Source organism: Lachnoclostridium phytofermentans ISDg, from assembly GCF_000018685.1.
Taxonomy (GTDB): Bacteria; Bacillota; Clostridia; order Lachnospirales; family Lachnospiraceae; genus Lachnoclostridium; species Lachnoclostridium phytofermentans.
On sequence record NC_010001.1, the window covers coordinates 3,572,580 to 3,597,743 of the forward strand.

Genomic DNA, 25,164 nt, shown 5'->3' on the forward strand with positions numbered 1-25,164 from the left:
AATTCTATATAGTCTTCACAAACTTTCATGGAATTGTTCCCAAATATGTAGAGCTATGGAATGATGAGTTTGCACTTTACTGACACACAAAAAACGACGGTTCTGATCATTATTTCAAACCGTCGTTTCCACTCTTTTTCTATTTATTCTTATCACTATCTACCTTAGAAATGAGGTAGTTTAATTATCCTTTGTTTGGAACACTTTCTATTATCCTTTGTTTGGAACACTTTCTATTATCCTTTGGCAATACTTTCTATTATCCTTTTGCAATACCATCTATTATCCTTTGGAACACTTTCTATTTACTTATGGAAAACATTTTACATAGAAGTGCGAGTTTTAATTTTCCTCATAATAAATCCACTCTTAGGTAAGGATGGAATCTTTATAAGACTATATCTTAATTCTTGTTCTGGGATTTTAAATTCTAACTTATTTACCAGAAAATCTACACTTAACTTCATAAGTTCTATTGTTATCCCCTCTCCCGGACATCTGTGTCCCTTTGAAGGATCGCCACCACCTTGAGGGATAAAATCAAATAAATGCTCCCTCTTCTCGGAAAATCGCTCCGGTCTGAATTTATAAGGATTTTCCCATATCCGCGCATCATGATTTATACCGTAAACATCAAGGATTACAAGCGTACCTTTTTTAAAGTTGTATCCTTTCCACATAAAATTCTTCCTTGTAATTGCACCTAAAAAAGGAGTAAACGGATAGTAGCGTCTTACTTCCTGTACAAACATTTCGCGCATATTTTCATCACTGGATCGTAATATTTTAATATATTCTCTGTGCTCATATAATGCAACAGCCGTAAAGGTAATGAATGTTGAAATTGCAACTACTGGACGTAATACATTAATAAGTTCCACTGCAGCCATTTGAGTACTCAGCAGTTTCCCGTCCAAATCCTTGTAGTAGGCTATCTGATGGAGCGCTGAATTTCTTCCAGGCCTTAATTTGCCTGATCTGGTAGCTTCTATGATACCTCTTATCCACTTTTCAGTCCGTTTTCTTGCTTTTTTTCCTTTCCAATACTCCGGTCCGATAGCAGTAAAAGTATTCACCATTGTGCTAAAATCCTTCGCACGACATTTAACTTCGGAGGCTGGTAATGGTACTCCGGCCCATTCACATACTGATTGACACAAAATACGATTCACTTCATCATAGAGAACAACCCGTGAAGCACCTTCCCATCTGCTAATAGCCTCTTGCCACTTTTCTGTTGTAATCTTTGATAGCCGATCCTGCTCTTCCTGATTCATGATTGTCATGAATAGTTTCTTTCTGTGAAGGTGCCTCCGACCATCCATCGTTTGAATCGCATTTACTCCAAAAAGTGTTTTCTGAATTCTCTTAGGCAAAGCTCCCTTTTTTTTCATTAATATTGGATTGTAAAATAGCTTTGGTGCTTCTTTTCCACTGATACAAATTGCTTTTTTTCCTAGTAAGCGTGTTTCAAATACATCAGAGGAATATCGTTCCGTTCTGTTTTGGATAAAGAGATATCCTTCCTTCAATAGAGTAAATGTGTTATCAATACATTTATCGCGTGGAATCTGTTTTTTCACTATCATTTCCGTTATCTACTCCTATCAATTTTTCTCCATTTCTGTGCATTTGAATACTTTTAAGAGATAGCACAGGCACGAATTTTTATAGTCAATCATTGTTTTAAGCTTTATGTTGATAGGATAATAATTCCACCATATTAATAAATTATTCATGTTTTAGGAAGTTCCTAATTCATTGGATTCGCATCAAATCGTATAGTGTTAATTTCAATCTTTCATAAAAAGAAAAGATATCACCCCAACGGTAATATCTTACTCTGTTTTGCATTATTCATTTTGCTTATTCGTTTTGCATTATTCGTTCTCTAATTCCATTGGCATCGCCCATAAACCGTGTTCCGTACAATATGCATATAAAATACCTTTGTGAAATGACAGCGGAATACGCACAGCGCAGGATTGTTCAGGATATAAACGGTTTAACAATACCTTATCCGTTCCCACGCAAGCAATAAAAGTAATATAATGTTCCTTACTCATTGGGTGCTTAGAAGAAACATAGTAATCCAAATCGATTTCTTCTATGGTAAAAGTATGCTCTGAAAGGTGCATCCTGGGTATAAGTGGTGTAAGTTTTCTTCCACAGCAGGAAATATTACCACTACCAGTGCCAGTTAGAACATTACCGCAGAATGGACATACATAAAATTTTACCCTTTTCATATTCCCGTTATCGAACTGATTCATTCTGAGTTTTCCTTTTAACATTTGTTCCAAATCTACGCCAAGTACAATCGACAATTCGCCAAGAAGAGATACATCTGGACACCCAAAACCATTTTCCCACTTTGAAACCGTTTTATTTGAAATGTTTAAAGCGTTGGCAACTTGTTGTTGGGTGTAACCATGTTCCTTACGAAGCTGTTTTATTAATTTTCCGACTTTCTCACAATCCATACAAGCCACCTCCAAACTTTTGATATGATAACCTATCAAAAGTTACTTCTTTACTTCTGATGAAAGGAGCGGTATCTAAGTCTTCGAGCCGATTATAACACAATTTAAACTCCGTTAGGATATCATGGATCCAGATTCCCTACGACTGCTTGCATGAACTAATTAGAGCCAGATCTTACTTGCCTTATTGTCTATTGCAAAGCATTGCTCTCTTAATTTTTCTAATTCAGCGGTATGGTTTTTGCGAGGGTCTTCGTACTTTAGTATCTTAATAACTGAAGTCTCAAATCCGTTCTGTCCATATTTATTCCAGAGTTCCTGCATCCGTTTGTTAGGATGATAATTTGCTGCAAGTTTTGCGTTGTTACTATTAAAATCTGCCCTTGTATCCTTTGAGATACCTAAAAATGATTCTCCTGTTTCTTTACAAAGATAGGATATGACGCCCATTTCCGGACGTCTATTTTTATACTCTTCAATAAGTTCCTTTTTTTTCACACTATCCATATTATTTCACCTCATATTAAAGATAACAAGGAAAAATAAGTTGAGCAATCCACGCTCCGTAGACACTGTCTATTATCTCGATTCTTCTATTTTCTTGATTCTTCTATTTTCTTGATTCTTCTATTTTCTCGATTTTTCTATCTCATCGATCGCTTCAATCACAGCAGAACGTAATCCTTTTCTCTCAAGGGTAGCTACACCTACTATGGTAGTCCCACCAGGAGAACATACTGCATCCTTCATAGCACCCGGATGAGCACCAGTCTCAATCTGTAATTTTCCTGTCCCAGCTACCATCTGACTAGCCAATCGATAGGATGTATCCCGTGGTAATCCATGTTTTACCGCCCCATCTGCTAACGCTTCCAAAAACATACTAACAAATGCTGGTCCGCATCCACTTAGTGTTCCTGCTACTGTTAATTGTTTGGTATCTACGAACTCTAACAGGGCTATTTTAGAAAATAGATCTGCAACAGTATCATATTCTTCTTTTGTTAGGGAATGATGGTTTTCACAAATAATGATACCCTCTCCGATGGATACAGGAGTATTCGGAATCGTACTTAGATGATGAGTTCCTGGTACTAAGATAGCTTCGTATTTATCAAATGGATAACCTGCTGCGACGGAAATAACAATTTTTTTCTGTAATAACTCCTTTATTGGTGTAATTACCTCTGGAACCATAAAAGGTTTCACTGCAATTATTATTATATCACATTGTTCTACCAACTCGTTCGCTGATTTACATGGGATCATACCTTTTTCTCTTGTATTTTTACAAAGCTTCTCATAATTTTTTGCACTCGCATAGATTTGTCGCGGCTTCACAACATTCTTAAACAATAGCCCATTCGCTAACGCCTGTGCCATATTTCCAAACCCAATAAATCCAATCGTTATATTTTCTAACATAGCAACCTCGATTCTGACGCTTTAGCGTCTATTTATTTCCTTTAGAAAAACTATTTTTCCTATATTCCGAAGGTGTAACTCCAACTATACTTTTAAACTGCCTCATAAAATGTGCCTCATTTTTATAACCGCATTCATTTACAACTTCTTTAATTGGCATGTTGTCTTTATAGTTTGCCTTTTCTATAGTTGTCTTTATAGTATGATGTTATATCTTTCTGTTAAAGGGTTTTAAAATATATTTTACGGAAACGTCACATCACAATATTGTGCTATAGCATTTGCAGCTCTCATTCCACTTTGTAAGGCTCCTTGCTGCCATCCATGGGTCGAAGAAGTGTGTTCCCCAGCAAAATAAACTTTTTCATCAAACTCCGGTTCAATCATAGCATAAGAAAAAAGCCTTTTTTGCTCTGGTGAAAAGTAACAAAAGCCTCCATAAAAACCCTGTTCATTATCCCATTCAATCGATTTCGTATCCTCTACAATAGTATCTAGATATCCTATTGGAAGGCCATGAACCGCTTCTACTTGCCTCTTTATCTTTTCAATACGTATCTTGTAATCTAGATTCCCTACTCGCAGAGCATTCTGAGTGAGATTATAAGAAGCTAATAAAACTCCCGGTTTCTCCCATAAGCGATTTTCATTAAAATAAGATTCACTAAGCCCTGCATGATCTGACGGATACCAAATGCTTGATATTGGTAAATCCGTATAAGAGCCTCCGCCCAAGATTCTCTCATTGCTACTCCCCATTTCCCAGAATCGATTACTGCACTTAAAAAAGGTCTTTTGATTGCTAACATAAGTGACTTCCTTGATTGCCTGCATTTTACTGGTAGAAAACATAGGGTATATATCAACAGTTCGAAGACTAGAGAAAGGAATCGCGCATATCACAAAATCAAATATCTGTTGATTAGTCTCTAAAGATTTCACATCTTTGTAATCTATTACAATCTGTTCGCTAAAATCACTTTGACGGATACCTGTTACCATTTTTCCACTATTCCATGTAACATTTCCATAAGCTTCCGAATTAGAATTTGGCTTATTAGACACCAAGGAATTATAAAAAGAAAGGGGCAATTGCACCATTCCTCCTATTATCTCATATCGAAAAGCAGAATCTACTGTATAAGTTTCTTGCAGATTTTCAAAAAAACTATTGTAATATAAGGAACCAAGAAAAGGCGCAACACAGGATATTAACTCCATGGCCCCCTCACTTAACCCCCTCATCTCCATCACTTGCCGTATGTTATAATAATCTATTGATACAATCTGTTCTGAGTAATTTTCTCTAATCTCCAAAATTTCTCTTCGAATTTCCGGAGTTAAACTAAAAAGCAAAGTAGTTAGAGCATAATTTAATAACTCCTGCCAAGATGTTTCACTTTCCATCTGTGTTAGTGGAAATTCGGGATAGATTTTTTTCATAACATCTAACCCTTTGGGATCATTTCTCGCTCTTCTATTCCTTACATAAATAAATGCATTCTCATTGTCTTGGACAAATGGTCTCGTATTTAGACCAAACAGATTGATATAATGCCATACAGTTTCATGGATGACAGGAATTCGCATTGCTCCTAATTCCCCATACAACTGTTTGTCAGCATCAAAATAATATGTATAGACTCTTCCACCGATACGGCTTTCTTGCATTTCAAATATCGTGATATCGAAGCCAAGTTTTCTAAGCTCGTAAGCAGAAGATAACCCAGCAAGACCACCTCCTACTATCCCTACACTCTTCCCCTTGCATTTCTCTGGTGATACAATCGTTGTAATATCGACAGGTGGGCTTAGTAGTTCTATTAGATTATCAAAATCTTCCGGGTGCTTTGCCTCTTCTAAGGCAATTCTTATCATCTGATGTCTTTCTTCATCTGTTGGATTATTGGGTTGTTGAAATTTTATATCATTACTCACACAAATCCCACCTTTAGCTTTTGGAATATGAGATTCCAAATTATGATTTGTATAAGTATATTCGGAAGTCTTTGGAAGAATACTGCGGATGTTGGAAGTGGGGTGACTTTAATCTTAGTTCATTGTGGGTAAGCATTATTTAGTTACGGTTACTTGGCATCTTTTTCTATTCCTTACTATCCACTCATATACACCTAAAATTACACACCCAACTCCATAACACAGAATATCCATCCAATCAAAAGTTGAGCCAAGAATTATTCTAAAGAAAGTATTATTCTGTAATCCTAATGCCTGCACCAATTTAAAATACTGCAAAAACTCCACGCCTGCTGCAAAGACAAATAAATACAAAGGCATTAAGACATACTTTTCTGGAATTATAACACGTATTGCAGAGTAAAGTACGATAACAACCAACACATCTCCAATGTATGGGCGTACAAAGTTATCATGTACATATAATGCGATCAGCACCTCAATGATTATTAGTACTATAAATGCTACTGCATATTTTATTCTATATTTTCTTTTTTCGTCCTTTTGTAAGCTCATAGCTTTCCTCAATCATTCTTTTAATATCGTCTTCTGGAACGGTTCCATCTAAAATAATGGAATTCCAGTGTTCCTTATTTAAATGGTATGCTGGAACTACTGATGGGAAAGCATCCCTCCATAAGTCTCTCCATTCCGGATTACATTTTACATTAACCCAGATTAAGCCATCCTTTTCATAGATCCAAGCAAACACTTTCTTATTTTCCTTATGACGCATAACAGTCCAGTTTGGATCATGGAATGGGTAGTCTTCGTAGACATCTTTTAGGTTGGAGCAGTAGGTAATTATTTGGTAGCGTAGCTTCATCTTTGCTGACCTTTCACTTATTTGGTGTTATTTAAGGATACATTTATGAAAAGAATGCCGGTAAAATAATTCATAATCATTATTTTGGGTTACTCTCTTTGTTCATTATAATCTAAGTGCTACTAGTAATTATAACACTATTATTAAACCTGTAAATATTATTTTAAATTGCTTTAAATTCTTATATGAATCAGAATATTAAGGTAATTGCAATTATATCATTACGAACAAATAAATTAATTTACCAAGGTGTTACAACAGAATTATACTAGAATAATTACTTTTAAATGAAACATCATTTTACTATTTAGCCTTTTTCATTCGTCCTAAAAAACAATCCATAATGTAGCAGGGAGCAGGATACATGTTTCCTTAAACCATATTGTAGATTTACATGTTAGTTAATAAAATAATAGAACCTAATCGACTTGATTAGGTTCTATTAAAATTAAATTTTACTTTATTGCAATATAGTAGATTTTAGTATCTCCAAAATTACTTCCACCTGTATAAGGTCTTAACATATAGAAGATATAAGAAGAATTAATTTTTATTCCTTCCATTTCCAATTGTTTATTATTGTATGTATTACTGATATCAAGTGCAGTTTGGAAAGCACCGGTACTAGCTTTAAGTTTATTGATTTTAGCTACTCCATCTTCACTTCCGCCAGCAACATAAATATAACCATTGTATATATCATGTGATTGGTAACTATATACGCCTGCTGATAATACTCGATCAACTGTCCTACTTACTGTACTAATATATGGAGTTGTATTAAGCAAAGCATCCTCAATTTTAGCATTAGTTAAACCTCCATCAATATTATTAAAATAAATGTACTTTGACTCTGCACTATTAGCCTCTCTCACACATATACTAGCCGTTGAAAACGCTATTGATACTCTTTCATAAATTCGATCAGGATTGTATTGATTATGACCATTTGGAGAAGTATCTTTGGCAATACCACCATTTTTATCTACTGTATATGTGCCTATTACACTATAGCTTCCCTTCTTTCCTGATGTTGGTTTTATATATTCTACACATGAAATTTTAGTTGACCAATAGTAATCAGGAGCTGAAGCATAAGCGGCTGATCCAACCCATAAATATGTTTTACCATTCTCTTTAATTATTTCAAGTGATTCTCCATGTCCGAATCCTAAAAGTGCAATATAATCTTGTCCTGTTATTTGAGTACCACTGACAGTACATCTTATTACGAATGTTGTATCGAAACGTCTTGTAGTAAGATATACCTCACTTCCTATTTTCTTGTCAGAACTTTCAACAAAGGCTAAACTTTGTATTGCAGTTTCCTTATCTAGTTCAGATGATGGTATAATATTCTTTATGTTTATACTATAGGAACCTAATACGGATTCAGCTGCAGAAACAATTACACTTGGTGTTGATAAAATAAATACTAGTACTAATACGAATGTTACTACACTATTAATTATTTTCTTTAATAATCTCATATACCCACCTCCATAGATATTAATAAAATTGTTTCATTTCAATTGTGGATCCACATTTTTACTATATCATACTATTTCAAGACAAACAATACTATTATTAGTTATTATTCATTTTAATATCGCATTATTCTGTATATTTCGACTGTTTTACCATATTGCCTGTCTATTACTGTGCGTTTTTCCACTATAATAGCTCAAAAAATTTCACCTTCATTTGCATTGGAAAAGAAAGAGCTTACGAAAAAATGAAGCATTCATATGTGGGTTTGAGATCACCATATAAAAGTTATAACAATTATTTATTCAAAATATATAATGTATCAACATTTATTCCATGTATTAAATTTCAAAGAATTTTTTATATTTTTTCTCTCTTGTAAGCACTTACAAAATATGTTAAAATTAGTATGACTAAAAGATAATACTAGTTGGTTTATATTAGATTAAAAAGGAGGGGAGATTTCAAATTCTACGAAAGATAGCAACGAGTCAAAGCTAAGAACATTATACCTTTAATTATTCACAGACAAAAAATAAAACAAAGGGGTATTATTATGGCAAAAAAAATATGGAGAAAAGTAAGTTTATTAATTGTTTGTGTAATGTTTGTGGGTTTATTTCACTGTGTTCCTGCGAAGGCAGCAACTACATATTATTATGTTTCAACTACAGGTAGCGACTCCAATAATGGCACTACTAAGGAAACAGCTTTTAAAACTCTTACAAAAGCTTTAACTAAAGCTAGTGCAGGAACAACAATTTTTGTTTTAAATGGAACTTACAGTTATTCTACGACATTTAAACTAACTAGTAATGGTACGGCTTCTGAGCCAATAAAAATATTAAACTATAGCGGACATAGCCCTGTTATTGATTTTTCTAGTCAAGAATATGCGGATAGTTCAAGAGGTTTTCAAATATCGGGAAATTATTGGATTATCGCTGGTTTAACGATAACTGGTGCTGGGGATAATGGTATTCACATAAGTGGAAACTATAATCGAGTGCAAGATTGTTTTATCACTAAGTGCGGAGATACTGGTTTACAAATCAGTAATGGTGGTTCTTATAATACAATTACTCGTGTTACTTCCACTTACAATTATGATAAGAAAACGAATGGTGAGAATGCGGATGGTTTTGCAGCAAAATTAGGTATCGGACCTGGAAATGTTTTTACTTCCTGTAAAGCATACAATAATTCCGACGATGGATTTGACTTTTATGATGCGAAAAATGCAGTAAAGGTATATGACTGTGAAGCATCCTATAACGGAGTAGCGGATGGCAATGGAAATGGTTTTAAAGTAGGAGGAAATAACTCAGCGGATAATCATTATCTTGAAAATTGTACTGCCACAGGAAATCGTTCTAGAGGATATGACCAAAATAACAATACTGGTTATATTACACTAGTAAATTGTACTGGTACAAAAAACAACGTAAATTTCTATTTCCCAAAAGCACCGGCTTCTGGAACACATAAGTTTACTGGTTGTATCTCTTCTGGCGGAGCAAGCAAAGATAAAATTGTGGGAGCTACCGTTACGAACTGTTCATTTTATCAGTAAAAATAATATTATTTCAATTAGTATTAGAGTAGTAGGTTCTGATTCAGATGAAGATTAATTTTAAGGGATTTTATTGACACCTCATTAATATTTATATTAATATAGAGTACTTAAAAATCATATGGAATTATCAGGGGTTTTAAATCTGAATAATTAAGGGTAAAAGCCGCTGTAGGTGATTATAAGAATCAACTACAGCGGCTTTGAAATGATATCGAATATAATATTTTACCGATTAAATTTTTCAGACCCTTCAGTTGCCTCTTCTTTGAAGCACATAGAAATTTGTAAATTTTTCTATAGAGTAGGCTTTATTATTTCCCATACATTGCCCAAACAAATACTGGCAGAATTAGAATGCTATGTTTTAAAAAATATATCACAGAAAGCATTGGAAATAATTTTTAATAAAGTATCTTAAAGATATGGATTTAACACATATTTTCATAAAGATTACAATTTATAGATTCAAGGCATTTACAATTATTAGAATATATGATTTAGAAAATTAAAAGACTGGTAATTCAATCACCAATTGATTAGACACCAAGCTTTTGTAAGCCATGATGTAATCATTTGGCTAGATATTTTAATTAAGAATTACTACTCAAAATGTTCTCAAATAGGTTGCATTTCGATTTACAATGAGTGCATATTACACAAATAGTAACCAGTAAACATTATAAAAAGGCAATTACCCAATATAATTAGACATTGCCCCTATAAAATATCATAGCTTTTCTTGTTATTCCTATATCGTGTCTTTAATATCTGCTATCCACTTAACAGAAATCACCTTTTCAATTTTCTTTTTGGGCGATAGCTTATCAACAGGATTTACTATAAATTTTACCAATGGATTATCTTGATCAACATAGCTAACAAGCACTAGTATATATCTACTGCCATATTGGTTAGCCACACTCCACTCTTTATCTGTAAACAGTATGTTAGAACACTTATCAAGCAATCCTTTTACTTCAAAATATAAGTTTTCATCACCCTTCAATTCAAAATCATAGCCGCATCCATGTTCTGTTTTGTCAATTAATTCACCTTTATACTCCGAAAATTCTCCTTCCTCAAATTTTAATATAAATATTTTTTCTGCTTTTTTTCCTGACATCCCTCTAGTCGTATAACTGCGTGTCGACCTATCATTTTTATCATCATCGTCATCTATGTTCATAGTTTCTATATACAGTTCAATTTCTTCAATACGTTCATTTTTCTTCACATTATAGATAATATCTAATACTACATCTCTTAAAGCTAATTCGCTAAAATTATCATAAATTTCTAGCACTTGATTTCTGCTTGGACTTAGTTCTCTTTGATACCACCCCACTCTGCTATTTTCAAATAATGGATCAAATTGTTCTCGCATATTCTTGATAGTATTAGGCTTTATTCCTAGTATCTCTCCAATATTATTAAATGCTTGATTAAAAGATTTATATCCTAAATTCTTAACCCCATCTCTGTCATATTTAGATAAATAAAATGCTACAATTAATCCTAATTTATTTTTTTTATCCATAGTACTTTTCTCCATTTTTCATAATTATTTATCCAGATTTTAAATGCGAACCCTGATTCCCGATTATTTTTACATCAAATCCACAGGATAACTTTCTACCCTCATCGAATAACCCTTTTACTCGGTAAAGATGTACCATTGTTTCTATTGTCTTAAAATAAAACTCCATTATATTCATTCTTTTTTAGATGCTTTGTAAGCAGCTCAACTACCATGGAAATATAATTGTATTCAAATAAGTGGAGTGTTTTACTTCCAGCTCTCCAACAATGAATTTGGAATCAGAACCGTTTACTCCAGATTGGAGGAAGATGATTCAAGCAACGACAAATAAAAAACTCATATTTAAAAATGCATACCCTCACCATTATGTATATCAGTTTTAGACATATCAAACCAAAAACTCTATTTAAACAGATTACCCTTTAGAATTACCTCTGTATATTCTGAAACTACATACATACCGAAAATATACATTTACTACGGATTATTCGTTTAAATTTTACGTTTCACTAATTAGCATAAGTAACTTTATATGACTGTGGCTCTAAAAGCCATTGTTCACTTTTAAACACATTTTTAAAAGGATTTTGAATTATTTTGGGGATATAATTACTATATTTCATTTTAGCGACTTCAACTAAATATAGATAATAAGCATCTTGCATTATCCTTGCTGCCTCAATTTCCGCTTTTGACCAATAAAATTCACATTTAATGTTTACTGCCTTAACCTCAATAAATCTATCGTATGATAACGATTTTTCTGATTTAAATGATGCTATATCATATCCAGCATTTACATCTACTACTGAAATTTGTTTTATTGGGTATTGCGAACAGTTATTCAATCGTATTCTTTCATAATTTATTACAAATTGCTCCGCCAACTCTCCTATTTTAGCATCTTCCTGCATTTTTTTGTATAAGTCTTGAAGCGACATGGCCCGTGATTTTTTACTTAATAAGTCTTCAATTTTCTTTTCATAATTCTTAGCTATATAAAATTTGGTAATAAAATTCTCTCTCTCTAATAGAAAAAATCCATATGAGACCAATAAATCTCTTAACTGGCTTAACTGTAAATCAAAATATTCTTTCCTAAATAAGTATAATTGCTTACTTGGAATAAATTCAAACATCTGATTGGTTAAATAATTCTTCTCACAGAGTTCTTCAATGATTTCATTAATAAACCACAAATCAAATTGTAATTTATTACCTTGCATTTCTTTTACTTTTTTTGTTAAATGATATTTATCGTTTTCAGATATTATAAGCTTAAAATACTCCAATAATCTTAAAATTGCATAAAAATCAAATTGATTTTTACTTCTATTAACACTAAGTAGAAACGCATCTCGTTTGGTTAAACTTTTTTCACCAAACACATCATTGATTATGTAATCAATATCATCTTTTCTTCCAATCACTTTATATTTTTTTAGTTCTTCTAACATAATCTTTAATCATCGCTTTCACATCGGCATCCCCTAAATCTTCAGAAACATTATCAAACAATGGAATTGGCATACTTTCCATGATTTCTGTCATCCGTCGTTCTTTTAAATTAAGTCTTTCATGAATAATTTCATCGATAGAATCTTTAGACAAAATATAATAATAGTTAGTTTCTATTCCAGCCTTTAATCCATACCTATGAATTCTATCTTTCGATTGCATATAATGAGCTGCATTAAAAGTCCTTTCCAAATAAATAGCATTATGACATGATTTGTGTAATGAAATTGATTCTGCTACAGCAAACGGATTCGCAATAATAACTTTAAATTCACTATTCTCTTTTTGAAAATCTCTTACTATTTTTTCTCTAGTTAAAGTATCATTATCTGAATTCATATCTTCCTGTTCAACTGGTATTGCACCGTATAGTTCTTGACATTTAATCCCATTATTTTCAAGATACAATTTAAGATCATGAATATTTTTAACAAAACTTGCCCATATAACAACTTTACCACCGTCGCTAATGATACTATCCACCAATTTCTTAACTTCAATAAACTTTGCTGGTATTTCATTATCTTTATAATCCAAAATCTGCTTTAGCAAGTCAGTATCATCGAAATTCTTTAGTAAATCTATAGACAAATCTTCATCATACAAGAATTCTTTTAATGGCATTCTTAATAAAGTTGGATTTGTCGCAGCCTGCATCAGTCTAATCATTTTTGCTGCAACTAATTGTTTCTTAAATTTGTCATTTAAATCATCTTCTTTATTTTCAATAATTGATTCAATATACTTTTTTTCAATTAAATCATAAATCCTTTGTTGAAATTCTCCCATTTCAACCTCAATTGGACTATGAATTTTAACAGATGGAAGATTTAAATCACTCTTTTTAATACGTATAAAATAAGGCGCTATTGACGAAATCAACCTTGATACCCTAACATCATTAGGTTTGCTTGACATATCTTTTAGTTGATTTATCTGAAATCCCATTACATTTTTTGAAGGCCAAATAAATTTGAATAAATTATATAAATCATCGTATCCATTTGGTGAAGGTGTTCCAGTTAAAATAACTCTTGATTTGCAAAATGGAGCCAACTTTAACACAGCATCTGCACTTTGTCCACCAGATGTATTCTTAATTTTATGTGCCTCGTCTAATACTACCATTACTTTATTATTTTTCAAAAACCAAATTAAAGCATCACAGACCGTTGCAACAGATGCATAAGAAATTAGCGTAATCTCCGATGTATTATTAGAATATAAATAATCGATTTTATCTTGTTTTTTTAAAGAACTTATCAACCTCTTTGTTGTGGTTCTTGTCCCAAAGCACTCTTCATATTCTTGTTCCCATGGACCAAATGAGCTTAATGGTCCAATTATTAATATTCTATCAATCTTCTTATTATCGTTTAAGTCTAAATTCTTTAGATATGCATATGCTCCATATACAATACTAGTTTTTCCCGCTCCTGGCACAGAAAAATTACATGCATTTTGCGAAAAAGCTAAATGATATGCTGACAATAATTGAAGCTCATATAAAGACCTGTTGTTTATATTTTTGCTAAGCACTTCAATAAACGCTTTAAATTCTTCATGCTCACAATTATTATTTCTAATTTCTAGTGCTTTTTTTGAAAAAAGATTGAATTTGTCTTCTTCCTCATAAAAATCTAGTATTATTTTTTCAGCTTCTTCAGCATGTTCAGCTTCAAATCCATATTTTTTTAACATACTTGATATTTTTTCAAGCATAACCGAGCTCTTTTCCTCATTAAGTGGAATCTTAATGATACTATTTTCAATTTGAGCTTTTAATGTTCCTCTAAGATATAGATACGCGAAGCGATTTTTACATAATTCACCAATTGCTCCCATCAAAATAATATTATTTTCTAATTCATTAATATTGACTTGTACTTTGTTCATTATCTCACTTCCGATCTAACAGTTTCTTCATATCCCAAGTTATTTTACTAATATCTTTTATGTATTCTAAAACTCTAGGATTATCAAAAAAACCATCTTGGCTTGTATCAACTGAATTAATTGCATTGTATGCTCTCTCCAATAGTTTCAAAGGCTGATTCGCATCTCGTTTATCTTCCAATTTACTTGTTTGTCTTCTTAAATTACCTTCAAGATGACTTTTAACTTTTTTACTCCAATCAATATCTCTTGATCTTAGTAATTGAGACAACTCTTCATTCGGTTGCTTAGCTCTTAAAACATCAACACATTCTTCATCGTTAGGTATTTCCATATGCATTTTTTTAAATTCGTCCCATATATCTTTATGTGCAAAAATACTTCCTTCTTTACCCGTCTTTGCAATATCTCGAAACTCTTTACCTTCATAACGAGCTCTAATATAATCAAAACATACTAATTTCAAATCTGAAATATCTGATTCATCATATGCCCAATCAACAGAACTCGTATTAGCACTACGATTTTTATACGACTCTAAATAGCCTTGCAAATCAACAAAGGGCCCTTCTGTTTTCTCAAGCCTTGTATATATTCCTGTATATCCGTATGTGTCTAAATATTCTTCCATTAACTCTAGAATATCAAGCCATTTTTTTATTTGCTTTTCACTTTCTTCTCCCATAAAGTCAGCTATATCTTTATTTGTAAAATACTTTTTCAATTCTTTGCATTTTAAGTATTTTTCGATAGCATTATAATCCAATTTATCATCTTCTCCCATTTGATAAATTGTTTCTAACTGCTGCATATCTTTTTCAGTTGCATCATCCGGTAAGATTATTGCAAAAAAATATTGGCAATGTTCCACCTCTGAAAATGTATGATTCATAGCAGTTCTCTCAGCAAAAAGTTTATTTAATAAGCTAGCTCTCCTATTTCCATCAACGATTTTCCCATCCGCGGTTACAATACCATATCTTTGCTGACCATTTTTTAATAAACTTTCCATTGTTTTTTTATTTCTATCTTGCTTAGAATCATATAAAAATTTTTCAATAATAATTTTATCTGTATCAACTTCTGGATTTAGTGGTCCATTCTGAGTCTCATATGATTGTACTTCAGTACCAATTCTTCCATTATACTTATTATAAATTAAATATTCTAATGGTATCTTGTACACATTTTCTTTACGAATTTCACTTTTATACCTCAATGGTATACCTGTCATTTGGACATTGCTGCTATCCTGTTTGATTTTTTCCAATTCACGTTTTCTTATTATCGCGTCCATAATTTACCTCCTCATCTCCCCTATGCAAAGTTTTAATAAATAATAACCGATATAAATATCTAATGGAACAGAAATTATTTTTCCGTTTGTCTTTATCTCAATCTTTAAAAATGATGTTGTAAGTGGCAAAACCTTTTCATCCATAAATTTTCTGATATCATTTAATAATTCATATGGACCCATTAGATCTTTTCTAGCTTCTTTTGGCATACAAAACCGTTTCTGGAAGTCACTAAAACTACACAACTTTCCCGAGTACTCATTTACAAAGTTTTGCACATAATTTCTTATATCGCTAGGTATTAATTTTTCGTTAATTCTAGGTGTATAACAGGCAGCATTCTTTTTCCCCTGACTATAATGTAATTCAACACTCCAAGTATATCTATTCTTTTCAAATGCAGAATGATAATTGGTAAGCTCTACTCTATATGCACAATTTATCAGGTATGGGATGTGGTATTTAAATTTTGCATTATCCTTTTTCTTTCGCTCTTTCTTTTCCGTTATTTCTGTATAATTTAAATTAATAAACCCAATTTCCTCATCATGTTTAATTCTAATATAGTGTAATGGAACATTTTGGTTAGAATCTAACATTATTGATTTTCCTACGGCATACGATAGTTTAGGAGGAACTGCATTCCCAACCAATGTGTATTTTACACCAATACTATTACCATAAAAACGATAATCAATTGGAAAACTCATTAGAGATGCAGCTTCTCTAACTGTTGGTAATCTATATTCGTCGCTTCCATATCCTAAAATCATAGCTTCTCTTGAACTTGTTGACATTGTAGCCATTACAGTCCTTGCAGGTTTATTAAGGTTTTCTGGAAAAGTCATTTTCCCCATATAGCCTCTATCTTCTTTCAATCTTTTTGCCGTTTCCCACTCAAATCTTTGTAATTTATAAATATATTGATGATCCGTTACATCTTCAACTGGTAAAATTAAATCATTATAGTTATAATCAATAATCTCTTTTTTTTCACCACTCAAAGGAGTCCCTAAACTTTTTAAAATATCACCAAGAGTCACTAAATTATTATCATTTTTAGTTTCGATAATTGCTGGAAAATCACCGCATAAAAACCTTTTTCGATTTGTAGGAGCCCCAAAATACTTGGCATTATATACTTTAGCTGATTCACATCTTGTATTAAGTTTAAAGTTCCCTTCTAAATTTAAATCAGCTGCACTATAGCACTTCTTTATGTATTTTTGTATATTGGGAACATTTTCCAATACCCAATATTTTAATATTGAATTTTTTTTAAACTTTTTTCTTGCCACAATTCTTAAATAAGCTTCTAAAAGTTGAATTCCTAAAGTTTTATCACCTTTTCCCGACTTATTTGAATTAGAGAAAGCTACACACGGTGGAGAACCAATAATAACTTCTGTATCTGGTACTAATTTTTCAAATTCTTCATCCGGAAGATTCGATATCCTAATTACATCATCTTGTATAACATTTACCATTGGTTTATTAGCTTTATATGTATTAACCGCAGGCAACCACTTATCAACCGCAAATACAATATCAAAACCTGCTTGTCTAAATCCTTCCGAAAAACCACCTGCTCCACAAAAAAAATCCGCAACTTTCATAATATCCTCACTTCAATCTCTAGTCTTATCACTTTATTAATTCATTCTCGATTATCATAACATCAGGGTCTCTGTACTAAATCATGACTTTTCTTCTATATCTAATATACTGCAATCTAACAATGAGTGCCTTTACATATTTTGCACAACTCGTCAGTAGAAACACTTTAATTTCCCGAAGATTATCCATCGTGTTTATTATAACTCTTGTAATAATCCGTATATTTCTTCATCATGTTTCGATCGATTAATAATTTCTATATCAGTCCTATCCTACCTCTTATCAATTCATTTCTTTTATATTGTAAACCTACAATTATTCTACCAAATTAACCATAAAAACTCAATTGAATTTGAATTTTTCAATTTAATGTAAAAAATTAAAAGAGCTTATAGAGATATCTATGCCCAAATGTATCTAGGCAAGGAAGCATTTTCTGCAATCCACTCGTAAAGCATCTCTTGCTTCTATACAGTTACATAAATACAATTCTTCTGTACATTGTATCTATAAACAATTCATCAAAAGTAACCCTTTCCTAAATCCTTTTGCTCTAATCCTAACACCCCCTCCGACATTTTCTGTAAAATCAAACAAAAGCAGCATGCTCAAAGTCCTACCCGCTCAGGCATCACCTTGCAAAACATACTGCTTATCTACATTCCATGTACCGATTCCTATCTTACTGATTATCTTCTGCAATCATTTATTTCATTGTATCATTTTTAATATACTTTTTCACTTCATCTAAGACCTATTTTGGTACTTTTTTCGTACTCATTTTAAGACCATTTTTACAACAAAACTTATGATATTATTGTGATAAAATATTACACTTACAATCGTCCTAGAAAATATGTTTTAATAGTTCTTCCTAAAGCTCATACGGCGTAACCTGATATACATAATAATTCAACCAATTCGTATACAACGCATTCGCATGCGCTCTCCAAGAAAGATTTGGTCTTTGCATCGAATCATCACTAGGATAATAATTCTTAGGTAACTGAATCTCTAAACCTTTATTTACATCCCTCTTATACTCATTATCCAAGGTTATTCGGTCATACTCTGGGTGCCCCATCACAAAGATATGTTTTCCATCTCCCCCCATCACAATAAGTACTCCAGCTTCCTCCGATTCTGCAAGAATCGTAAGGTCAGAGTTTTGTAAGATCTCTTCTCTGGAGGTTTCCGTATGGCGGGAGTGAGGGGCTAGGAATACATCATCAAATCCTCTCACTAATGGTTCTTTTCTATTTAATAGTTTATGTTCAAAGATTCCAAACATTTTATCAGGAAGAGGATATTTCTTAATTCCATAATGATAATAAAGTCCAGCTTGCGCTCCCCAGCAAAGATGAAGTGTCGAAGTTACATGTGTTTTCGACCATTCCATAATTTTTTTAAGCTCATTCCAATAAGCAACCTCTTCAAATTCCATCTGTTCCACAGGAGCGCCAGTAATGATTAAACCGTCAAAACGTCTATTTTTCACATCCTCATGAGTTAGATAGAACTGCTCAAGATGGCTCGTAGCGGTATTCTTTCCTACATAGGTATCAGTGGTTAAAAATGTGATATCAACCTGAAGCGGTGTATTACTTAAGCTACGAAGTAATTGAACTTCGGTATCTTCCTTTAATGGCATTAGATTTAAGATTGCTATTTTAAGTGGACGTATATCCTGATGCATCGCTCGCTTTTCATCCATCATGAATATATTCTCTTCTTCTAGAATTTTCTTTGCAGGTAAATCATTTTGAACTTTAATTGGCATCGATATATCCTCCTACTATTATATTGTCATAGTCATTCTTTACCTTTTCTGTAGGTTAGACTATGCTATATTAAGATACTGTGGATTGGTTCATTCCTCCTACCACTTGATGGTTTAAACGAGGCTCCAACCACAGTCTCTTTGTTCATTTGTTAATCAGTTAGTTACCGCATGACGGTTCATCAAGAAGTAGGTTACAATCGCAAGGAGCCCTGTGGATCTTAAAACAGTATCAATATCATTTAAGGAGGTTCTATATGATTTTTGTAGGAATTGACGTTGCTAAAGATAAGCATGATTGCTTTATCACCAACTCTGACGGTGTGGTCTTATTCAAAGCCTTTACCATACCAAACAATCTAGAAGGGTTCAATAATCTTTATCAAAAGATAAAATCCGTTATGGAAGATGAACACAAAGTAAAAGTAGGCCTAGAAGCCACTGGACACTATAGTTACAATCTTCTTGGATATCTCATCGATAAAGGTTTCCCGACCTACGTTATCAATCCGTTACATACCAATCTGTACAGAAAAAGTCTAAGCCTTAGACAGACGAAAACGGATAAGGTAGATGCCCATACAATTGCTTCTATGCTTATGTCTAATGTGAGCTTAAAGTCCTACTCAGACACATCATACCACAACGAAGAATTAAAATCATTAACTCGCTATCGATTTGACAAAGTAAAAGAACGTTCAGCTCTCAAAGTTTCTGTATCAAGACTTGTTTGTATTCTTTTCCCCGAATTAGAAAAGCTTGTTACAACACTTCATATGGCATCAGTTTATGCCTTACTTTATGAATTTCCTGGAGCCCAACAAGTAGCTTCTGCACATCTAACCCGACTATCAAATCTTCTTGAAGAAGCTTCAAAAGGTCGTTATCGCAAAGATATCGCCATTTTGTTTAGAGAAGCTGCAAGAAATTCCATTGGTTCAAATATGCCTGCAAAATCTCTCGAACTTAAGCACACTATTAGGCTTATTCAGGAACTCGATTCTGAGATTGATGAAATTGAAAACGAAATCAATCGTATCATGGACGAAATCAACTCCCCAATACTTAGCATTCCAGGAATCAGCTACCGTATGGGGGCCATAATCATCGTGAGATTGGTGATTTTAACAGATTTGACTCTCCAGATAAGATATTGGCTTATGCTGGTTTATCCCCCTCAACTTATCAATCCGGTCAATTAGATAGCTCCCATTCTCGCATGGAAAAACGTGGTTCAAGATATCTAAGATATGCTTTATTCAATGCTACTAAATATGTTTGCCATTGGGATCCGGCATTTAGTACATACCTAGCTAAAAAACGCGCTGAAGGAAAACACTATAATGTTGCTATATCTCATGCAGCCAAAAAGTTAGTTCGAGTCATTTATCAACTCGAAAAATCCGGACAACAATACATAAAGTCAGCCTAATCATCTCTAATTTCATATCTTCTTTTTGAGCACCGATATCGATGCTCTATTTGTCATGCAGTTTACAAGGTTCTGATTGCAATGAAAAGTCATTGCCACCTTATTCATAAGCATATCTGTTTTTTAACTTTTTACTTGACTTCTTTTAATAGTAGTCTCTTTTTATATTAAGCTATTATGCTTCGTTTAGTAATTGTATGAATTCTTCTTCTGTAATAACAGGAATTCCAAGCTCTCTTGCTTTCTTATTTTTCGATGAACTTGAAGTATTATCGTTGTTAATCAGATAATTAGTTTTCGCTGTAACAGAACCAGTCACTTTTCCCCCGTGCTGTTCGATTACATCCTTTACTTCATTTCGATTTGTAAAATGTTCTACAGAACCAGTGATAACAAAGGTAAGTCCTTTTAGTTTTTCAGAACCCCCTGCTGCCTCTTCTTTTTCAAATGTTATTTCCTTTAATAAATCTTCTATAATAAGTTTATTTTCCGGTTTTTGAAAATAAGACACAAATGCTTCTGCTATGACATAACCGATCTGTGGTATCTGTGTAAGCTCATCAACCGTAGCATTTGATACTTTATTAAAATCATAACCAAACTCTTTACAAATCAGTTTCGCATTTGCTAATCCAACATTTGCTATGCCTAAGCTATATATAAATTTAGCTAAAATTGGCGTTCTCGCTTTTTCCACAGAGTCTACAAGATTTCGGAATGACTTCTCGCCAAAGCCCTCCATGGTTGTAATCTCTTCTTTAAAATCTTTCACGTGAAAAATGTCTGCTAGTTCCTTGATAAGCCCTTTTGCAATCAATTTCTCTATGGTAGCCTCTGATAGACCTTCAATATTCATAGCATCACGGCTTACAAAATGGGTAAAAGACTTTATTTTCTTTGCAAGACACTCTGGATTCATACAGTACAATGACTTCACATCGCTATCTTGTTTTATCATCGTATCCCCACCGCAAACCGGACAAGTCTTTGGTATTGGTAAATGTCCACTTCTTGTTAGGTTATCTGCAATTTGCGGTATAATCATGTTTGCTTTATAAACCGTTACCTTATCACCTAATCCAAGCTCTAGTCCCTCCATAATGCTGATATTATGAAGGCTCGCACGACTAACTGTTGTTCCTTCTAATTCTACAGGCTCAAAGATAGCGACTGGATTGATCAGTCCTGTTCTTGAAGCACTCCATTCAATTTCTTGTAAGGTAGTTTCCTTAATTTCATCTCTCCATTTAAATGCTATTCCGTTTCTTGGGAACTTCGAAGTTCTTCCAAGTGATTCACCATATGCAATATCATTAAAAAATAGCACTAGACCATCTGATGGAAAATCATTCGTGATAATATGGCTTTCAAAATACTCCATCGTTTCTGCCATATTCTCTGCGGTTACAAGTTTTTCTTCCACCACATCAAATCCTAGCTCTTTTAACCAGTTGAATTGCTCCATCATCGTTTTGAAACGATTCATCTCATCCATTCGTATAAGAGCAAATGCGAAGAAATTAACATTACGCTTTGCTGTTATCGCGTTATTTAACTGTCGTACAGAACCGCTACAAAGATTTCTTGGGTTCTTATATTTTGCATCTGCGTCCGGGATTTGTGCATTTATCATTTCAAAATCCGAGTAACGAATTACTGCTTCTCCTCGGATAATCAGTTCACCTTCATATGGAATTGTTAGTGGAAGATTTTTAAATACCTTTGCATTGTTCGTTACAACTTCTCCTACTTCACCATTTCCTCTTGTTACAGCTTTTACTAACTCACCATTTCGATAAGTTAAAACAATGGTGAGACCATCCATCTTCCAGGAAAGAATTCCTTCTTTATTACCAAGCCAATCAATTAAAGCTGGTACTTCTTTTGTCTTATCAAGAGAAAGCATCGCAGACTCGTGACGCTCCTTTGGTAACTCGCTTAATATTTCATAACCAACTTTTCTAGTCGGACTTCCTGCTAAGACAATTCCAGTTTCTTCTTCAAGCTTTTTTAACTCATCATACAATTTATCATACTCAAAATTGCTCATGATTTCCCGGTCTTCCTGCTCATAGACTCTTGCTGCCTCGTCAAGAAGTTCGGTTAATTGGGTGATACGTTGTTTTTTTCCCTGCATTGTCTTGCTCCTTTTTTATCATTTCTCTAATACTCTTCATGTGTCCAATATTTAATCTTGTGAAATGTCTTTATCTCACACTACCTAAATACACACTTACTTTATTACATTCTGATCTTATTTATACTTCACTTATTTCACACTGTCTCTGCTACAACTACCTTTATTCCATAAAGCCTTATTGTTTCAACTTACCTTTTGTAATCTGATTTCTTAGTTGCAAACCGATTACTACTTGCATTTCCCTTTGAGTAGCTCCTAGGCTGCTCTGTTTTGCCTCTTGATGCGAACTTATTATCCTCTGATTTGATCTTAGAAACGAACCTTTTATCCTCAGATCTGTTCTTTGCGCCAAACTTATTCCCCTCTGAACTATTCTTTGAACTAAACTTATTTCCTTCTGAGCTATTCTTTGAACCAAACTTATTTACCCCAGAACTATTCTTTGAACCAAGCTTATTTACCCCAGAACTATTCTTTGAATCAAACTTATTTCCTTCTGAGCTATTCTTTGAACCAAACTTATTTCCCTCAAAGCTATTCTTTGAGCCAAACTTATTTCCTTCTGAGCTATTCTTTGAACCAAACTTATTTCCCTCAAAGCTATTCTTTGATCCAAACTTATTTCCCTCTGAGCTATTCTTTGATCCAAACTTATTTCCTTCTGATTTATTCTTTGAAGCGAATTTATTTACCTCTGCTTTATTTCTTGTAGCATCGCTTCTTTTCTTATCATCTTTCTTTTCTGCGAAGTATTTATCTTTCGTTCTTCTCTTTCCAGTAGCTACATTGTTACCGTGTGTCTTAGCTATATTTGCCACGTTCACTCTTTCAATTGGGAATTCATCATCTGGTTCTAAATTTAAGGCTTCATTGTTTGATAACTCAATTTGTTCCTTTATTCCCTCAAGCTCTTTATCCGTTAAGTTACGATATCCACCAACTTTTAGCCTTCCAAGATTAACATTCATAATTCGTATACGTACTAGTTTAGTAACCTTATAATCAAAATGTTCGCACATACGACGAATCTGACGATTCAATCCTTGTGTTAAGATAATTCTGAACGTAACCTTATCAATTGCCTCTAATGTACAAGGTTTGGTTACTGTATCAAGGATTGGTACTCCTCCTGCCATTCCTTTTAAAAATGCAGCAGTAATCGGTTTATTTACTGTTACGATGTATTCTTTTTCGTGATGATTTCCCGCACGCAGGATTTTATTAACGATATCACCATTATTCGTTAAGAAGATAAGGCCTTCGGAATCTTTATCAAGTCTTCCGATTGGATAAATACGCTGACTGTATTTAATATAGTCTATAATATTATCTGGTTCCCTTTTCTCTGTCGTACACACGATACCCTTTGGTTTATGAAATGCAATAAGAACCATCTTTTCTTCTCTACTTACTTCTTTCTTACCAAGCACAACCTTCTGCCCTGGTAATACTTTGCTTCCCATCACAGCAACTTCGCCATCAATGGTAACCTCGCCTTTTGCTATTCTAGTGTCTGCTTCTCTACGAGAACAGATTCCAGATTCACTAAGATATTTATTAATACGGACAGCTTTCTCTCCCGTCTCTTCTGTATCAAATGATCGTTTTGTAACCTTCGCCATGTTTCTTATTTTCCTTTCCATCTGAGAATCTCATAAGGTTTCTAAAATTTCGTGGAATCTAATCCAAATAAAAAATTTCATAGAACCTATTTCTAAGAAATAAGCCTTCCAATAAATTTTTTAAAGTCAATTCTTCAAAGAAATATAACCTTATTTTATTTTCTCACCAGTTGTACTATTATATCATTATTTTCTTATCATTCCAATCATTTCTTATATTCCTATTTACTAGTGTTTACTATTCATTAGACCCCATGAATATCCCCCTTATGAGGTTATTACTAATCAATATGTGGCTGTCAATGTGCATTCTTTCAGTTAATCTTTATTTCACTATATAATTTCATATTTCACGAAATATGAAAAGCTTATTTTCATACTTGGTGAACTTAATAGTTATATTTACTGAAATGTTTAGTAATATTTGTGTCTTTTGCTAATTTACACAATTTGTCATTTATTGTAAACTTATAATATGTTAAGTATCTCTTAAATTTTAAATCCGGATAAGAGCTACTTGATATATTCTATTACTTATAGTTGAGT

The 25,164-nt window shown here is 33.0% G+C and carries 19 protein-coding genes and 1 pseudogene; 2 read left to right on the forward strand and 18 right to left on the reverse strand.

The window, feature by feature from the left end:
* Positions 1-323: 323 nt before the first annotated feature.
* The 9 genes from CPHY_RS15065 to CPHY_RS15100 all read right to left on the reverse strand — a co-directional run bounded on the left by CPHY_RS15065 (position 324) and on the right by CPHY_RS15100 (position 8,201).
* On the reverse strand, positions 324-1,589 hold the full coding sequence (locus CPHY_RS15065) for a cytochrome P450 (protein ID WP_012200920.1): 1,266 nt from the start codon (positions 1,587-1,589) through the stop codon (positions 324-326).
* A gap of 291 nt (positions 1,590-1,880) precedes the next feature.
* The gene (locus CPHY_RS15070) at positions 1,881-2,483 is read right to left on the reverse strand and encodes a helix-turn-helix domain-containing protein (protein WP_012200921.1); all 603 of its coding nucleotides are present in this window, start codon (positions 2,481-2,483) and stop codon (positions 1,881-1,883) included.
* 162 nt (positions 2,484-2,645) lie between these two features.
* Positions 2,646-2,990 carry a GIY-YIG nuclease family protein gene (locus tag CPHY_RS15075; protein WP_012200922.1) on the reverse strand — a complete coding sequence of 115 codons (345 nt, stop codon included), beginning with the start codon at positions 2,988-2,990 and terminating at the stop codon, positions 2,646-2,648.
* Positions 2,991-3,110: 120 nt separating this feature from the next.
* Positions 3,111-3,908 (reverse strand): pyrroline-5-carboxylate reductase, encoded by a 798-nt coding sequence (gene proC / locus CPHY_RS15080; protein WP_012200923.1) that lies wholly within the window; start codon positions 3,906-3,908, stop codon positions 3,111-3,113.
* Positions 3,909-3,936: 28 nt separating this feature from the next.
* The gene (locus tag CPHY_RS22570; protein WP_334290446.1) at positions 3,937-4,107 is read right to left on the reverse strand and encodes a helix-turn-helix domain-containing protein; all 171 of its coding nucleotides are present in this window, start codon (positions 4,105-4,107) and stop codon (positions 3,937-3,939) included.
* A 44-nt stretch (positions 4,108-4,151) separates the two neighbouring features.
* Positions 4,152-5,846 (reverse strand): flavin monoamine oxidase family protein, encoded by a 1,695-nt coding sequence (locus tag CPHY_RS15085; protein WP_012200924.1) that lies wholly within the window; start codon positions 5,844-5,846, stop codon positions 4,152-4,154.
* Positions 5,847-5,981: 135 nt separating this feature from the next.
* A complete protein-coding gene (locus CPHY_RS15090; RefSeq protein WP_012200925.1) occupies positions 5,982-6,401 on the reverse strand; it encodes a ribosomal maturation YjgA family protein in 420 nt (139 codons plus the stop codon).
* Positions 6,367-6,711: an MmcQ/YjbR family DNA-binding protein gene (locus CPHY_RS15095; protein WP_012200926.1), complete on the reverse strand. Its 345-nt coding sequence runs from the start codon at positions 6,709-6,711 to the stop codon at positions 6,367-6,369. Before CPHY_RS15095 ends, CPHY_RS15090 begins: the two co-directional genes overlap by 35 nt.
* Before the next feature lie 455 nt (positions 6,712-7,166).
* Entirely contained in the window at positions 7,167-8,201 is a 1,035-nt protein-coding gene (locus CPHY_RS15100; protein ID WP_012200927.1) for a hypothetical protein, read from the reverse strand.
* A 554-nt stretch (positions 8,202-8,755) separates the two neighbouring features.
* Between CPHY_RS15100 and CPHY_RS15105 the strand changes: the two genes are divergently transcribed.
* Complete coding sequence (locus tag CPHY_RS15105; RefSeq protein WP_012200928.1) at positions 8,756-9,772, forward strand: right-handed parallel beta-helix repeat-containing protein; 1,017 nt, start codon at positions 8,756-8,758, stop codon at positions 9,770-9,772.
* Positions 9,773-10,523: 751 nt separating this feature from the next.
* Here the strand turns inward: CPHY_RS15105 and CPHY_RS20945 are convergent.
* The 7 genes from CPHY_RS20945 to metA all read right to left on the reverse strand — a co-directional run bounded on the left by CPHY_RS20945 (position 10,524) and on the right by metA (position 19,424).
* Positions 10,524-11,312 carry a DUF3883 domain-containing protein gene (locus CPHY_RS20945; RefSeq protein WP_012200929.1) on the reverse strand — a complete coding sequence of 263 codons (789 nt, stop codon included), beginning with the start codon at positions 11,310-11,312 and terminating at the stop codon, positions 10,524-10,526.
* 28 nt (positions 11,313-11,340) lie between these two features.
* The gene (locus tag CPHY_RS21810; protein ID WP_157668733.1) at positions 11,341-11,481 is read right to left on the reverse strand and encodes a hypothetical protein; all 141 of its coding nucleotides are present in this window, start codon (positions 11,479-11,481) and stop codon (positions 11,341-11,343) included.
* A 343-nt stretch (positions 11,482-11,824) separates the two neighbouring features.
* Entirely contained in the window at positions 11,825-12,772 is a 948-nt protein-coding gene (locus tag CPHY_RS15115) for a DUF3883 domain-containing protein (RefSeq protein WP_012200930.1), read from the reverse strand.
* On the reverse strand, positions 12,747-14,729 hold the full coding sequence (locus CPHY_RS15120; protein ID WP_012200931.1) for a DEAD/DEAH box helicase: 1,983 nt from the start codon (positions 14,727-14,729) through the stop codon (positions 12,747-12,749). Before CPHY_RS15120 ends, CPHY_RS15115 begins: the two co-directional genes overlap by 26 nt.
* 4 nt (positions 14,730-14,733) lie before the next feature.
* Positions 14,734-16,026 (reverse strand): hypothetical protein, encoded by a 1,293-nt coding sequence (locus CPHY_RS15125; protein WP_012200932.1) that lies wholly within the window; start codon positions 16,024-16,026, stop codon positions 14,734-14,736.
* 3 nt (positions 16,027-16,029) lie between these two features.
* Positions 16,030-17,643, reverse strand: coding sequence for a DNA cytosine methyltransferase (locus CPHY_RS15130; protein WP_012200933.1), 1,614 nt, complete (start codon positions 17,641-17,643; stop codon positions 16,030-16,032).
* An 875-nt stretch (positions 17,644-18,518) separates the two neighbouring features.
* Positions 18,519-19,424, reverse strand: coding sequence for a homoserine O-acetyltransferase MetA (gene metA / locus CPHY_RS15135; RefSeq protein WP_012200934.1), 906 nt, complete (start codon positions 19,422-19,424; stop codon positions 18,519-18,521).
* Between the two features lie 257 nt (positions 19,425-19,681).
* Here metA and CPHY_RS15140 point away from each other — a divergent pair.
* Positions 19,682-20,856 (forward strand): annotated as a pseudogene (locus tag CPHY_RS15140) (IS110 family RNA-guided transposase).
* A 175-nt stretch (positions 20,857-21,031) separates the two neighbouring features.
* Here CPHY_RS15140 and ligA read toward each other — a convergent pair.
* Both ligA and rluF read right to left on the reverse strand, forming a co-directional pair.
* Positions 21,032-22,993, reverse strand: a complete 1,962-nt coding sequence (gene ligA / locus CPHY_RS15145) for an NAD-dependent DNA ligase LigA (RefSeq protein WP_012200935.1) — start codon at positions 22,991-22,993, stop codon at positions 21,032-21,034.
* A gap of 191 nt (positions 22,994-23,184) precedes the next feature.
* Positions 23,185-24,618, reverse strand: a complete 1,434-nt coding sequence (gene rluF, locus CPHY_RS21355; RefSeq protein ID WP_012200936.1) for a 23S rRNA pseudouridine(2604) synthase RluF — start codon at positions 24,616-24,618, stop codon at positions 23,185-23,187.
* Between the last annotated feature and the right edge of the window lie 546 nt (positions 24,619-25,164).

Excerpts from the sequence above, each read along its gene's own strand:
- CPHY_RS15120 (WP_012200931.1), bottom strand. The coding sequence starts at position 14,729 with ATGAACAAAGTACAAGTCAATATTAATGAATTAGAAAATAATATTATT.
- ligA (WP_012200935.1), bottom strand. The coding sequence starts at position 22,993 with ATGCAGGGAAAAAAACAACGTATCACCCAATTAACCGAACTTCTTGAC.
- CPHY_RS15115 (WP_012200930.1), bottom strand. The coding sequence starts at position 12,772 with ATGTTAGAAGAACTAAAAAAATATAAAGTGATTGGAAGAAAAGATGAT.
- CPHY_RS15095 (WP_012200926.1), bottom strand. The coding sequence starts at position 6,711 with ATGAAGCTACGCTACCAAATAATTACCTACTGCTCCAACCTAAAAGAT.
- CPHY_RS15075 (WP_012200922.1), bottom strand. The coding sequence starts at position 2,990 with ATGGATAGTGTGAAAAAAAAGGAACTTATTGAAGAGTATAAAAATAGA.
- CPHY_RS21810 (WP_157668733.1), bottom strand. The coding sequence starts at position 11,481 with ATGGAGTTTTATTTTAAGACAATAGAAACAATGGTACATCTTTACCGA.
- CPHY_RS20945 (WP_012200929.1), bottom strand. The coding sequence starts at position 11,312 with ATGGATAAAAAAAATAAATTAGGATTAATTGTAGCATTTTATTTATCT.
- metA (WP_012200934.1), bottom strand. The coding sequence starts at position 19,424 with ATGCCAATTAAAGTTCAAAATGATTTACCTGCAAAGAAAATTCTAGAA.
- rluF (WP_012200936.1), bottom strand. The coding sequence starts at position 24,618 with ATGGCGAAGGTTACAAAACGATCATTTGATACAGAAGAGACGGGAGAG.
- CPHY_RS15100 (WP_012200927.1), bottom strand. The coding sequence starts at position 8,201 with ATGAGATTATTAAAGAAAATAATTAATAGTGTAGTAACATTCGTATTA.
- CPHY_RS15125 (WP_012200932.1), bottom strand. The coding sequence starts at position 16,026 with ATGGACGCGATAATAAGAAAACGTGAATTGGAAAAAATCAAACAGGAT.
- CPHY_RS15130 (WP_012200933.1), bottom strand. The coding sequence starts at position 17,643 with ATGAAAGTTGCGGATTTTTTTTGTGGAGCAGGTGGTTTTTCGGAAGGA.
- CPHY_RS15090 (WP_012200925.1), bottom strand. The coding sequence starts at position 6,401 with ATGAGCTTACAAAAGGACGAAAAAAGAAAATATAGAATAAAATATGCA.
- CPHY_RS15105 (WP_012200928.1), top strand. The coding sequence starts at position 8,756 with ATGGCAAAAAAAATATGGAGAAAAGTAAGTTTATTAATTGTTTGTGTA.
- CPHY_RS15065 (WP_012200920.1), bottom strand. The coding sequence starts at position 1,589 with ATGATAGTGAAAAAACAGATTCCACGCGATAAATGTATTGATAACACA.
- proC (WP_012200923.1), bottom strand. The coding sequence starts at position 3,908 with ATGTTAGAAAATATAACGATTGGATTTATTGGGTTTGGAAATATGGCA.
- CPHY_RS15070 (WP_012200921.1), bottom strand. The coding sequence starts at position 2,483 with ATGGATTGTGAGAAAGTCGGAAAATTAATAAAACAGCTTCGTAAGGAA.